Source organism: Mesorhizobium sp. M1B.F.Ca.ET.045.04.1.1, assembly GCF_003952465.1.
Lineage (GTDB): Bacteria > Pseudomonadota > Alphaproteobacteria > Rhizobiales > Rhizobiaceae > Mesorhizobium > Mesorhizobium shonense.
In genome coordinates, this window is the sequence record NZ_CP034448.1 from 1,873,916 (window position 1) to 1,887,025 (window position 13,110).

Genomic DNA, 13,110 nt, shown 5'->3' on the forward strand with positions numbered 1-13,110 from the left:
GCCGCAATGTCGGTCGGGAGCCTCTTTTTTTGGGCGACTGGAACCCAGCCCGTCAGATGTGCGCCCCGCTGTCGACCGCGGCAAGATCGGCAATCGCTGCGAGCACGCCGCGGACGTCGAGCGTCGAGAACGGCTTTTCCAGGATATGCGGGCGCTGCGGCGGCGGCAGCGCCTCGATCTCCGCCTTGGCGCCGATCAGGTCGCCGGTGACCAGCACGAAGCGCTGCGCCAGGCCTGGACGTTCGGCCAGCAGCTCGCGGTAGATGGATATGCCGCTGGTGCCCGGCATGCGCAGGTCGGAAAAGACGATGTCCGGCGGCATCTGCCCGCTCAGCACGTCGCCGGCCGACGTCCAGCTTGCGACGACCCGCGATTTCACCCCCATCAGCTCCAGTATGTCGGAGAGCGAAGCGGCGACGTCGGGCTCGTCGTCGATGATCAGCGCATGGCGCAGCCCGCTCGAGCGCGCCGGGCCTTCGCCGGCCTTGGCGGCGTCGCCGGAAATCGCCGGCAGTTGCACGACGAAGCGCGCGCCGTGCGGCTCAACCTCCTCGAACCAGATATTGCCGTTGTGGCGCTCGACGATCGATTTCGAGATCGACAGGCCGATGCCGGTGCCGACACCGACCGGCTTGGTGGTGAAATAGGATTCGAAGATGCGCGAGCGGATCGCCTCGGGAATCCCTGGACCATTGTCCTCGACGGAGAAGCCGGGATTGCCGCGGTCGCTGCGGAAGGTCCGCACCTTGATGCGCCGTTCGCCGGTAACGCCGGCCAGCGCATGCTGGCTGTTGATGAGGAAGTTGGCCGCGACCTGCGTGACATGGTCGGCATCCGCCATGGCAAGCAGCGGGCCATTGGCGAAATCGGTGTCGATGATGATGCCGCTGGAGCGCGCGCCGTAAGCGGTGACCTCGAGCGCGGCTCGCATCACCTGGTTGAGGTCGGTCTCGGCCTGCTCGGTCGGATGCAGGCGCACCATCGACAGGAAGCTCTTGACGATGCGGCCGCAGCGCTCGGCGGCGGCGCGCACCTTTTCGGCGCGCACTTTCGTCTGCGGGTCGGTCGCGAATTCATGCAGCAAGGTCGACTGCGCCACCACCACCGCGAGTGGGTTGTTGAGTTCGTGCGAGACGCCGGCGAGCAGCGAGCCCATCGCCGCCATCTTCTCATTCTGGTGCAGCTTCTCGCGCTGGCGGTTGATCTCTTCCTCGGCGCGCAGCTTTTCGCGCAGGTCGCGGATCGAACCGAAGATCAGCCGGCGGTCGGCAACCCGCATCTCGGTCGCGGTCAATTCGATCGGAAAGATCTCGCCGGCAGCGTTCTGGGTCACGGTCTCCAGCCGCTGGTTGACCATCGGCGCGCCGCGGCCGGCCATGTAGTCGGCGCCTGACGCATAGCCCTTGCGATAGTAGTGCGGCACGATCGTGTCGATCAGGTCCTTGCCGAGGATGTCGCCGCGCTTGAAGCCGAACATCTTCTCGGCGGCCGGATTGAATTCGATGATGGAGCCGGACTCGTCGATGACGATGATGGCGTCGAGCGAAGCCTGCAGCATGGTGCGGCGGATCACCTCGCTGGCATGCGCCTCGGAGGGTGAGCGCTCGATGGCGTCGCCGATGGCGAGCGCGATGATGTGCAGCGTCGCCTCTTCCTCGTCCGTCCATTTGCGCTCTGCGACGCAGTCGTTGACGGCGAGCGTGCCCCAGAGATGACCGTGAGCGAAGACAGATACGGAAATGAAGGATTTTATGCTCTGCTTCTCGAAATCGGCCCGCAGGAAACCCTCGAGGTTGCGCGTGTGTCCGGCAAAGACCTTGCCCTGGCGCTCGTCCTCCTGCAGCCGTTCCAGCAGCGGATCGGAGTTGATGATCGACTGCATAATCACCGTGGGCGATGCGAGCTCGCCGCCGGAGGCCGGATCGATCCAGTAAGCGGCGACCGATTGGGCGAAGCCCTCGCCCGGCAATTCGCGCAGGCGGAAGAGGATGCCGCGCTGGCAATCCATCGAGCGGCAGAGCGTCTCCAATATGCCGTCCATCTCGCGCTGCCAGTCGCCCGCCTCGCGCAGGCGGCGAACGACATGGACGGCCGCCATCGCGGCGCCCTGACGGGAACCCTGCATTTCGGTGCGTGCTGCCTCAGCAGTCATTGTCGGCTGTCATTCGAGCCCGCGCGTGTCGTTCAATTGCTGTCGCCGGTCGGCAGCGAGAAGATATAGCCTTCGCCGCGCACCGTGCGCAGGAATTTCGGATTGGCCGGATCGGCTTCGATCTTCTTTCTCAGACGCATGATGCGGATGTCGACCGCGCGCGACGATTCGGGGTCTTCCACGAAGCCGATCGCTTCCGAGATCGCCGCCCGCGTCAAAAGCCGGTTGGCGCGGGTCAGGAAGACCTCCAGCACGTCGAACTCGCTCTTGGCCATCTCGACGACCGCGCCATTGGCGCCGGTGACGAGCCTGCCGTCGAAATCGGCCTGGAAACCGCCGAAATTCATGAAGCGGCGGGCGCCGGCCTCGATCTTGGCAGCCTGCGGCGCTGCCGGCTGCGGCACGCGGCGCAGCACGCTGCGGACCCGCGCCAGCACTTCGCGCAATTCATAGGGCTTGACGATGTAATCGTCGGCGCCAAGCTCCAGCCCGACGATGCGGTCGAGCGCGGTGCCGGCGGCGGTGGCATAGATGATGCCGATCTGGGTCTTGGAGCGCAGCCAGCGGCCGAGCGACAGGCCGTCCTCGCCGGGCATGGCGATGTCGAGGATGGCGAGATGGAAGGATTGCGCGTCCAGCAGGCTGCGCGCCGCCGCGGCGTTCTCGGCCGTGGCGACGTCATAGCCGTTGGCGCCGAGATATTCGGCAACCGCCTCCCTCAGATCCGGCTCGTCCTCGACGACGATGATGCGCGCCTTCACAATGGTCTCGCTCCCGCTTTCAGCGGAAAGTAGATTGGGTATAAACATGATGTCCAGCGCTCATCTCGAGTTGTCTGTGGCGGGGTGAAAAAAATGGCAGCACGATCCGTCGTCGCGCTTGTGTCCGTTGCCGAGGTGGTGGCCAGTGACCTTGCCGACCATCTCGAGCGGCGGGGGCACGATGTGCGCCAAGCGCGCCAGCCCTGGGAGGCTGAGTCGCTGCTCTCGGCAGGGGGCATCGATGTCGTGGTCGTCGGAGACGATGTGACCCAGGCGGAAGGGCGGGAGCTGCTCAAGCGATATAGTAGCCAAGGCGGGGGCGGCGAGGGCGGCTCCGACTTCATCCTGATCTGCCGGCCACGCGATCTCGTCGACAAGGTGCTGGCGCTGGAACTCGGCGCCGCCGACGTGATCGAAAGCCCGCTCAACGTTCGCGAACTCGCCGCCCGCATCGGCGGCCTGTTGATGCGGCGCGGCCGCAACACCCAGGAACTGATCGTGCTGGAGAACGCCACCGTCGACTTGAGGTCGGCCATGGTCATGCATCGCTCCGGCGCCGAGGATCAGCTGTCGCCGGGGCAGGTGGCGCTGCTCAGGCTGTTCCTGGCGAGCCCGCGAAAGGTGCTGACGCGCGACGACATCATCGCCGCCGCGCCTGCCGAGAATGCCGACGCTTTCGACCGCTCGATCGATTCGCGCATTGTAAGGCTGCGCCGCAAGCTCGATACCGAGACCATCACCACGATCAGAGGCGCCGGCTATCGCTTCGATCCGCCGACGCCGCGCACCGACTGAGGCGGAGGCGGCCAAGTCATTTCCTTGATCTGGCATCGGAATTCCCCAAAACCTGCTTTACACTTTTGGGACCGATGCCAGTGCTTAACGCACCACGAGGACCGCGGGGCCCGATGGCATGTCGGCGTTGGCGGTGATCTCGGCGTGCGCGCGCTCCTTGAGGAGCACCGTTGCAAGCGCGGCAAAGCCGAGCAGCCCTTGAGCGTAAAGCAGCGCGGACAGCACCGAAGCTGCAAATTTCGTCTTCATGTCTTTGATCCCCAAATTCGATAGTCGTCGGTGCTTCAGGAAACTCCCGAAGCGCCCGCGCCGCTGACGGAGCCCCCCGCTGCGGCGCGGGCCTTCGGTCCTCTCGGCAGCAAGTAGCCGGAGGGGCCGCGCGTCCTCATCAGCCGAAAGCCGACCCGCCAGAGGGCCCTCAGCCGGTTGACGCGCAGGCTGGAAACAATCCAGACCGTGGCGATGAACAGTGCAGTGTGCAGCGTCGAAACCTCGCCGGAATTCATGGTGCCAAAATTCAGGGCGCCAAAATTCAGGGCGCCAAGCGTCGTCACCGGTTTGCCGGCGACTGAGCCGGCGCCACCGAGGATGACCGCCGCGACGCTTATCCTGAGAAACCAGGAGCGTAGGTTCGATTTCCTGCCCATTTTCGTTTGCTGATGTCTGTTCCCGTTGCATCGATATTGCCGCCGACCTGTATCCGCATCATGCCGCGCAGGCCGCGTTTTGTTGCAATTTGGTTTCGAGATCGGCGAAATAGCTTTCGTATCAGAGGCATACGAGCTTTCGTTTTCCGCATCTGCTTGATTTCTCGTTAACCATTATGGCCATCCACGAGCAGATTCCATGGGCGGCTCCGTTAATTTCGAGAAACGGATTCGAAACAGAAACGAGCATCAAGCGAAATAAGCTTGAAACAGGTGCCCACGATAGGACGGCCCATCGAAATTGAAGCCGGCCGGGACCGGACAAAAGAGGGATCGTCATGCATACCGCCATTTCAGCCAAGCTCATCAACATTGCCGCCGCCGCGCTGACCGGCGCTGCACTGCTTTTCGCCAGCAATGCCGCCCACGCCAATCAGATCGTCGCCCGGGTTTCGCTGTCGCAGCAGATCATGGAAGTCACGGTCGACGGCCGGCCGACCTTCACCTGGAAGGTATCGACGGGCGACAGGGCGCACATCACGCCGACGGGATCGTTCAAGCCGACGCGCATGCACGAGATGTGGTATTCGAAGAAATACGACAACGCGCCGATGCCGCATTCGGTGTTCTTCAGCGGCGGCTATGCCGTGCACGCGACCTATGCCATCAATCGCCTTGGCCGGCCTGCCTCGCATGGCTGCGTGCGGCTGCATCCCGATGCGGCGGCCGATTTCTACCAGCTCGTCGAGGCCTTCGGTCCCACCAACACCAGCATCGTCATTGTTAAGTAACGGGCTGGGTCAAGTAGCAGGCAGGTTGCCGCCTTCGGACGAATTCGCCGAAGCTGTGAGGCGGCTGCCAAAAAAAGAGGCCGGAAAATTTCCGGCCTCTTTTTTTGGAGCGAATAGCGAATAGCGAATAGGGAGTAGCGAGTAGCGAGTAGGGGATTGAAGGCCCGTTGCGCGCCACTCTTCGCTACTCGCTCTTCGCTACTCCCTATTCGCTATTGCCTTAGTTCAAGTCGGCAGCGCCGGCATCAGCTTCGGATCCGGCTTCTCGGCAAGGTGCGGCAGATCCTTGCCGGCGATGAAGGTGTAGAACATGGGCACGACGAACAGCGTGAACATCGTGCCGACCAGGATGCCGGTGAAGATGACAAGGCCCATCGAGTAACGGGCCGCGGCGCCCGCGCCGCTGGAGATGATCAGCGGCACGACGCCGAGCGCCATCGCCGCCGTCGTCATCAGGATCGGCCGCAGGCGCACCTTGGCCGAGGCTATGATGGCGTCGCGCCGCCGCATGCCATGGATCTCGCGCTGCTGATTGGCGAATTCCACCAAAAGGATGCCGTGCTTGGTGATGAGGCCGATCAGTGTGATCAGTCCGACCTGGGTGTAGATGTTGAGCGTGCCCAAGCCGATGTTGAGCGGCACGATGGCGCCGAAGATCGAGAGCGGCACCGCCATCATGATGATCAGCGGATCGCGGAAGCTCTCGAACTGCGCGGCCAGCACCAGGTAGATGACGATCACGGCGGCGGTGAAGGCGATCAGGATGGTGTTGCCCTGCTCCTTTTCCTGCCGCGACTGGCCGGAATAGTCGATGAAGAAGGTGTCGGGCAGCGTCTCCCTGGCGAGATCCTCCAGCACCTTCAGCCCGTCGCCGGTGGTCACGCCGGGCAAGGGCAGGGCGGAGATCGTGGCCGAGTTCAGCTGGTTGAACTGCTCGATCGCCGCCGGCGAGGCGTTGGTCGAGATTTGCACCACGGCCGACAGCGGCACCATCTTGCCGTCGACGCTGCGCACGAAATATTCGCCGAGCTTGGCCGGATTGTCGCGGAACTCCTGCGGCACCTGCGGGATGATGTCGTAGCTGTTGGAATCGCGGTCAAATTGCGCCACTTCGGCGCCGCCAACCAGCAGCGTCAGCGTGCGGCCGACGTCGGCGATCGGCAGGTTCAGCGCCGCCGCGCGCTCTCGGTCGATGGTGACGGTCACCTGTGGCGCGTCATAGGCCATCGAGTTCTGCACGACGATGAAGCGGCCGGAAGCCTGCGCCTTGTTCTTGATCTTCTCGGCCTCGTCGAAGACCTCGGAGGGATCGCCGGTCGAGCGCACCACCATGGAGATGGGCAGGCCGCCGCCGGAACCGGGCAATGTGGGCGGCGCGAAGACGAAGGCCTCGACGCCCGCCACCTTGGCCAAGCGGCCGGTGATATCGGCCTGGATCTGCTTCGAGCTGCGCTGCCGCTCGGCCCAGTCCTTGAAAGCAAAGCCAACGAAGGCGCTGTTGGTCGAGCCGCCGAAGGCGACGGCGGAGAACTGCGCCCTGGTCTCCGGTATATCCTTCACCAGGCCGAGGATCTGGTTGACGTAGGTTTCGGTATAGTCCGACGTCGCATAGCGCGGCGCGGTCACGATCGAGAGCAGGAAGCCTTGATCCTCTTCCGGCGCCAATTCGCTCGAGGTCTTCGTGAACATGAAGCCGGTGAGCGCGACCAAGGCGACGACGATGATCAGCGTCACCGGCCGGTTTCTGAGCGAGGCGGTGACTGCGCGCTCGTAAACACGCTCGACGCGGCTGAAGGTGCCGTCGACGATGCGCTGGAAGCGGCCGTGCGCGCCCGCTTTCAGGAGGCGCGCCGACATCATCGGCGTAATGGTGACTGCGATCAGGCCCGACAGCACCACGGAGCCGGCCAGCGTGACCGCGAACTCACGGAACAACGCGCCGGTCAGGCCGCCGGTGAAGGCTAGCGGCGCGAACACGGCGGCGAGCGTGATGGTCATGGCGACGATGGCCGAGAAGATCTCGCGCATGCCGTTGAAGGCAGCCTGCATCGGCGACATGTGGTCTTCCTCCATGTGGCGATGGATGTTTTCCACCACCACGATGGCGTCGTCGACGACGAGGCCGATCGCCAGCACCATGGCCAGCAGCGACAACAGATTGATCGAATAACCGACCGCGAACAGCAGGAAGCAGACGCCGATCAGCGACAGCGGGATGGTGACGATCGGCATCATCACCGAGCGGAAGGACCCGAGGAACAACAGGATGACAACGATGACGATGGCGACCGCCTCGACGATGGTCTTGAACACTTCTTCGATCGAGGCGCTGATCTGCTCAGTGGAATCGTAGACGACCTCGATCGTCATGCCTTTCGGCAGTGTCTCCTGAATCACCGGCACGAGCTTGGTGACTGCCGCCGCCGTCGTCAGCGGGTTGGCCGCCGGCGTCGGGAAGATGGCGAGGAAGGTACCAGGCTTGCCGTTGAAGCTCACCCTGGTGTCGGTGCTGGCGGCGCCGAGCTCGACGCGCGCCACGTCGCGCAGGCGTACCACCTGCCCATCCGTCGAGCGGATCGGCAGCTGGGAGAAGGCTTCCGGCGTCTGCAAGGTCGAGTGAACCGTGATCGACGAGACCACATACTCGTTCTGGGTGTTGCCGGGTGCCGAAAGGAAGTTGGAGTTGTTGATCGCGGTCAGCACGTCGGCGGCGGTGGCACCGCGGGCGGCAAGCCTGACCGGGTCGATCCAGACGCGCATGGAATATTCCTCGGCGCCAAAGATCTGAACATCGGCTACGCCTTCCACCGTCGAAATGCGGGGTCGTACGACACGCTCGATGTATTCGGTGAGCTGCTCCTTCGTCATGTTCGGATTCTGCATCGAGATGTACATCATCGCGAACTGCTGGCCGGTGCCCTTGACGATCACCGGGTCCTTGGACGCATCCGGCAGGGTGCCGCGCACGCCCTGAACCTTGGACAGCACCTCAGTCAGCGCCACGTCGGGATTGGAGCCGAGCTTCATCTGCACAGTTACAGTGCTGGAAGACGGGCGGCTCGACGATGTCACGTAGTCGATGTTCTCGGTCGAGGCGACGGCGCGCGCGATCGGGGCGGAGATGAAGCCCTGGATCAGGTCGGCGCTGGCGCCGGGATAGGCGGTGGTGATGGTGATCGCCGTCTCGTCCACCTTCGGATATTGGCGGATCGACAGGTTGAAGATGGCCTGGAAGCCTAGCAGCAGGATCATGCAGGCCAGCACCGTCGAGAGGACGGGCCGGCGAATGAAGATGTCGGAAAAGCTCATTGCTGAACCTGCTTGTTCGCCGATTTGCTGGGATCGATGGTGTTGTCGACGGCAACGGACATGCCGTTGAAGAGCCGGTTCTGGCCGGCGGTGACGACCTGGTCGCCGGCCTTCAGGCCCTCGGTGATCTCGACCATGCCGTTGTTGCGGCGGCCGAGCTTGACGAACACCTGCGACAGAACGAGCGCCGGCTGCTGCCCGGCCTCGGCCGGCTTCTGAGCGTTGTCAGCTGGCTTTGCGGCGTTGTCGGCGGGCTTTGCTGTATCGGAGGCCGGCTTCGAGGCATCGGCCTGCGGTTTGGCGGCCTCGCCGGCCGGCTTTACGGCGCCAGTCTTCTGGTCATCCGTTTTGGCCGGCGCCGCAGCGCCACCCTCGGCAGGCTTTGCCGGAACGACAACGAAAACGAAGTCGCCGTAAAGGCTTGACGTCACCGCGGTCTGGGGCACCGAGATGATGTTGTTTTCCTCCGGCAGCTCGACGCGGATCTGCACGAACTGGCCTGGCGTCAGCTTGCCTTCCGGATTGGCGACCTCACCGCGGATCGACACCAGCCGGCTCGCCGGGTCGATCTTGGGATCGATGCCGCGAATGGAGCCGGCAAAGGACATGTCGGCAGCATTGCTGCCGATCCGCACCGTCTGGCCGATCTTCAACAGCGGCAGCTGCTGCTCGGGCACCGTGAAGTCGACCCGCATCGTGTCCAGATCCTGGATCGTCACTACCGAGTTGCCGGGCGCCAGATATTGGCCGATGTCGATCTTCGGAATGCCGACCGTCCCGGTGAAGGGTGCCGAGAGCTGCTTCTGGTCGAGCACCGCCTGCAGCTTGTTGACCTGCGCGGCCGAGGCGTCCGCAGCCGCGCGCGCTGCGTCAAGCGTCGCGTCTGTGCCGACACCACGCCGTTGCAATTCGATCGCGCGGGTCAGCGCCGCCTGATCGGACGCGGCCTGAGCCTTCTGCGCCACCAGGTCGGCTTTCTCGACGGCATCGTCGAGCTGCAGGAGCACGGCGTCGGCCGCGACCTTCTGGTTGGCGTGGAAGAGGATGTCCTTGACGATGCCGGCTGTCTCGACCGTCAAGTCGACGCCGCGCACGGCGTTGACGGTACCGATCGCCTCGACGCCGGGCGTCCAGTTCGAAGGCTTCGCTACGACCGTCGAGACGGTCGCGGCCGGCGGCTTCATGGTGGCGAAAAACTGCTTGATCGCATTGTCGCGAAACAGGTTGAAACCGACGATCCCGGCGCACGCCACAACGAGCAGCAGCAGAATTCCGGCGATGATAAAGAAGCGCTTCACGGACAATCCCCTCGAGCCGGCAACCGGCAAAACAATCGATGCCGGGACACATATCGACGTGAATCCCGATTTCAAATGGCGGGCGCTTTACTGTACCGTCTGGACGGTCTTGTCAATTCCGCACATGCTAATGTAAGGGAGGCGTGATGAAGGCTCGCAGGGCAAACTCGCGCAACAGAATTTTGGCCGCCGCCGCCGACGTGGCCCGCGAGGCGGGTCCGGGAAGCCTGTCGCTCGACGCCGTTGCCAACCGGGCCGGCGTCTCCAAGGGGGGCCTGCTCTACAATTTTCCGACCAAGGCCAAGCTGATGCAGGGGCTGGTGGAAAATTACCTCAACGCTTTCGAGGAGGCGCTCGAGGAACGCACGGCCGAGGCCAGCGATGAAAGCGTGCTCGCGGCCTACATACGGCTTTCGGCCGATGATTGCGAGAAGCCAAAACCATCGGCTTCCTGGATGTTCTCCGCGATCGCGGAGGATCCGGATTTCCTGACGCCGATAAAGGCGTTCAAGCGGCAGCTGTTCGAACGGCTGAAAGACGAGACGGACGACCTCGGCTCGCTGCTGGTCTGCTTCCTCGCCATCGAGGGACTGCGCAGCATGAATCTCTTCGATTCCGACGTGCTCTCGCCGGAGGAGCACAAGCTCCTGGTTTCCTCGCTTCTCAAGATAGCCGGATAGAGAGGAGCGCAAGCTCCTCGTCTCCCCGCTTGTGAGAATAGCCGCATAGGTTGCACGGCGTCACACCAGCTTCATCCTGGAGACATAGCGTTCTTCCCGGTTCTTTGCTGCATGCAAAAGGAGTGGGACATGGTGGACGTTGTTTCCAGTGAGGCGGGGATTCCGAGACCGGATCACCCGTTAGAGCAATCGAGCGGTGCCAAATGGTTCCTGCCGGCCTTCGGGGTGCTAGTTCTGGCCGGCCTGGTCTATGTCGGCTATGCGCTGAGCCAGGACCTGGCGATTGCCAAGACGGTGCCCTGGATCCTGCTCGGCATCGCGCTCCTGATTGCGCTGGGCTTCGAGTTCGTCAACGGCTTCCACGATACCGCCAACGCGGTGGCCACCGTCATCTACACACGATCGCTGCCGGCGGAATTCGCCGTCATGTGGTCTGGCGTCTTCAACTTCCTCGGCGTCTTGACCTCGAGCGGCGCGGTAGCGTTCGGCATCCTGTCGCTGCTGCCGGTCGAGCTCATCCTGCAGGTCGGTTCGTCTTCCGGCTTCGCCATGGTGTTCGCCCTGCTGGTGGCGGCGATCCTGTGGAACCTCGGCACCTGGTTCCTCGGCCTGCCGGCTTCGAGCTCGCACACGATGGTCGGCTCGATCATCGGCGTCGGCCTCGCCAACCAGTTCATGGCCCCGGCCGGAAGCGCCACCAGCGGCGTCGAGTGGGGGCAGGCGAGCAATGTCGGCATGTCGCTGCTGGTCTCGCCCCTCGTCGGCTTCTTCGTCGCCGCCCTCCTGCTCTATGTGATGAAGCTTCTGGTGCGCAATCCGGCGCTCTATCAGGCGCCGAAGGGCAACACGCCGCCGCCGTGGTGGATCCGCGCGCTGCTCATCTTCACCTGCACCGGCGTCAGCTTCGCGCATGGCTCGAACGACGGCCAGAAGGGCATGGGCCTGATCATGCTGATCCTGATCGGCGTGGTGCCGACCGCCTATGCGCTCAACCGCACGCCTGACGTCAACTATCTCGATGCCTACAAGGCGGCCTCGGTTTCCGTAGAGCAGGCGCTGGGCAAATACATCAAGCCGGGCATCACCGTCGCGGATGCCAAGGCAGCGGTTCAGGAGGCCGTGCGCAGCAAGTCATGGAACGACCAGACGACGGTGGCGCTGCAGACCTACATCCACAACACGACTGCCGGGCTGCAGCCCTACGCTACCGTCGACAAGGTCCCGACCGACCTGGTCAGCAACGCCCGCAACGACATCTATCTGATCGGCGAAGCGCTGAAGCTGATCGACAAGAAGAAGCTTTTGCCGATGCAGGACGCCGACCTGAAGGCGGTCACCGACTATCATAAGGCGGTCGACAACGCGACCAAGTTCATCCCGCTGTGGGTGAAGATCGCGGTGGCGCTGGCGCTCGGCCTCGGCACCATGGTCGGCTGGAAGCGCATCGTCGTCACCGTCGGCGAGAAGATCGGCAAGAGCCACCTGACCTATGGCCAGGGCGCCGCCGCCGAGCTGGTCGCGATGATCACGATCGGCATGGCCGACCGTCTCGGCCTGCCGGTGTCGACCACTCACGTCCTGTCGTCGGGCGTTGCCGGCACGATGGCGGCCAACGGCTCCGGCCTGCAGTGGGCGACCGTGCGCAACCTTTTGCTTGCCTGGGTGCTGACGTTGCCCTGCTCGATCGCGCTTGCCTTCGCGCTGTTTGTGATCTTCCGCCAGGTGTTCTAGCGTTCGAAGCGGAAAACCAGAGGCGGCGCCGTTCGCGGCGCCGTTTTCTTTTTGCCGGCCAGCCTATCGCCGAGCGACATCCGCCCTGCTACGGCGGCGCAGTTGGCGCAGCGACAATACATGTAGCAGGATTGAGCTTGGCACCACGAAAGCAGGAGTCAGTACACCCGGGTAATCGCCAGCACCGATGCTCTGCACATGCGGAACGATCAGTTGCCAGGGTCCGGGCGAGGTAATCACGCCCATGGTGATCGCGACTGCGAAGTCTGCAAGGCCGAGGAAATTCCAGAAAATTGCCGCCCTCCGGCCCTCGACTGTACCTGTCGCCACAGCGATCGCCGCCGGCAACGCGAGCAGTCCGGTCAGCATGTCGCCGATACCTGCCGGCACTGCGAATACGCCGGGCAGCGCACCGTGCAGCCAGGCTGCGACCGCCCAGCTGCCGAATATGCGGTAGAGCTGAAGCGTGACAAGCCACCTCGCTGGTATTGCATCGAGTACCTGCCCAATCCGCTTTGAGAACAGCAGCAGCGGCGCGCCGATCATCACCGGCAGGAAGATCGCCATTGGCAACACCGGTAAAGACGCAGTGTCCGGGTGAAAGACGCCGTTGATCGCGGCGCTCCAGGCGACGGTGAGCCACAGCGTGTCCGGGACCATGATTGCCAGCCAGGTCGCGCGGCGTTGATCCTGCGTCAGGCTCGTGTGTTCGAGGCCGAGCCACAATCCCAGCGCTACGAGCCCGTGGGCGGCGAGTTGGTGGGCCGTGGTCGGAATCCCGCTGGCCGGGATCGCTGGCCAACTGTAGATCAGCAGTAGCCATAGCACCGTGAGCGGCGCAAGCCAGAGCAGGCTGCGCCAGGCGTCACGCGACGGAACGATGGCAGAGGAAACAGCTTCGGCGGTCATCGGCAGCACTCCAGAGCCTGGCGCATTTACTTGCGCC

At 63.8% G+C, this 13,110-nt stretch carries 11 protein-coding genes; 4 read left to right on the forward strand and 7 right to left on the reverse strand.

The window, feature by feature from the left end:
* Positions 1-52: 52 nt before the first annotated feature.
* Positions 53-2,152 carry a sensor histidine kinase gene (locus EJ071_RS09185; RefSeq protein ID WP_189521432.1) on the reverse strand — a complete coding sequence of 700 codons (2,100 nt, stop codon included), beginning with the start codon at positions 2,150-2,152 and terminating at the stop codon, positions 53-55.
* 32 nt (positions 2,153-2,184) lie between these two features.
* Positions 2,185-2,913 (reverse strand): response regulator transcription factor, encoded by a 729-nt coding sequence (locus EJ071_RS09190; protein WP_245460182.1) that lies wholly within the window; start codon positions 2,911-2,913, stop codon positions 2,185-2,187.
* 93 nt (positions 2,914-3,006) lie between these two features.
* On the opposite strand from EJ071_RS09190, the gene EJ071_RS09195 reads away from it, so the two are divergent.
* The gene (locus tag EJ071_RS09195; RefSeq protein WP_126097590.1) at positions 3,007-3,708 is read left to right on the forward strand and encodes a response regulator transcription factor; all 702 of its coding nucleotides are present in this window, start codon (positions 3,007-3,009) and stop codon (positions 3,706-3,708) included.
* Between the two features lie 84 nt (positions 3,709-3,792).
* On the opposite strand, the gene EJ071_RS09200 is transcribed toward EJ071_RS09195, so the two are convergent.
* Entirely contained in the window at positions 3,793-3,957 is a 165-nt protein-coding gene (locus tag EJ071_RS09200; RefSeq protein WP_126097591.1) for a hypothetical protein, read from the reverse strand.
* 35 nt (positions 3,958-3,992) lie between these two features.
* Entirely contained in the window at positions 3,993-4,355 is a 363-nt protein-coding gene (locus EJ071_RS09205) for a hypothetical protein (protein ID WP_126097592.1), read from the reverse strand.
* A 338-nt stretch (positions 4,356-4,693) separates the two neighbouring features.
* Here EJ071_RS09205 and EJ071_RS09210 point away from each other — a divergent pair, with 338 nt between their 5' ends.
* The gene (locus EJ071_RS09210; RefSeq protein ID WP_126097593.1) at positions 4,694-5,146 is read left to right on the forward strand and encodes a L,D-transpeptidase; all 453 of its coding nucleotides are present in this window, start codon (positions 4,694-4,696) and stop codon (positions 5,144-5,146) included.
* Between the two features lie 225 nt (positions 5,147-5,371).
* Here EJ071_RS09210 and EJ071_RS09215 read toward each other — a convergent pair whose 3' ends face one another.
* Together EJ071_RS09215 and EJ071_RS09220 are read right to left on the reverse strand one after the other, a co-directional pair.
* Positions 5,372-8,455: an efflux RND transporter permease subunit gene (locus EJ071_RS09215; RefSeq protein WP_126097594.1), complete on the reverse strand. Its 3,084-nt coding sequence runs from the start codon at positions 8,453-8,455 to the stop codon at positions 5,372-5,374.
* Complete coding sequence (locus EJ071_RS09220; protein ID WP_245460183.1) at positions 8,452-9,753, reverse strand: efflux RND transporter periplasmic adaptor subunit; 1,302 nt, start codon at positions 9,751-9,753, stop codon at positions 8,452-8,454. Before EJ071_RS09220 ends, EJ071_RS09215 begins: the two co-directional genes overlap by 4 nt.
* A 146-nt stretch (positions 9,754-9,899) precedes the next feature.
* Here EJ071_RS09220 and EJ071_RS09225 point away from each other — a divergent pair, with 146 nt between their 5' ends.
* Together EJ071_RS09225 and EJ071_RS09230 are read left to right on the forward strand one after the other, a co-directional pair.
* A complete protein-coding gene (locus EJ071_RS09225) occupies positions 9,900-10,433 on the forward strand; it encodes a TetR family transcriptional regulator (RefSeq protein ID WP_126097596.1) in 534 nt (177 codons plus the stop codon).
* Positions 10,434-10,562: 129 nt separating this feature from the next.
* Entirely contained in the window at positions 10,563-12,164 is a 1,602-nt protein-coding gene (locus tag EJ071_RS09230) for an inorganic phosphate transporter (protein ID WP_126097597.1), read from the forward strand.
* A 63-nt stretch (positions 12,165-12,227) separates the two neighbouring features.
* Here the strand turns inward: EJ071_RS09230 and EJ071_RS09235 are convergent, their stop codons facing one another.
* On the reverse strand, positions 12,228-13,073 hold the full coding sequence (locus tag EJ071_RS09235; protein WP_126097598.1) for an MFS transporter: 846 nt from the start codon (positions 13,071-13,073) through the stop codon (positions 12,228-12,230).
* Between the last annotated feature and the right edge of the window lie 37 nt (positions 13,074-13,110).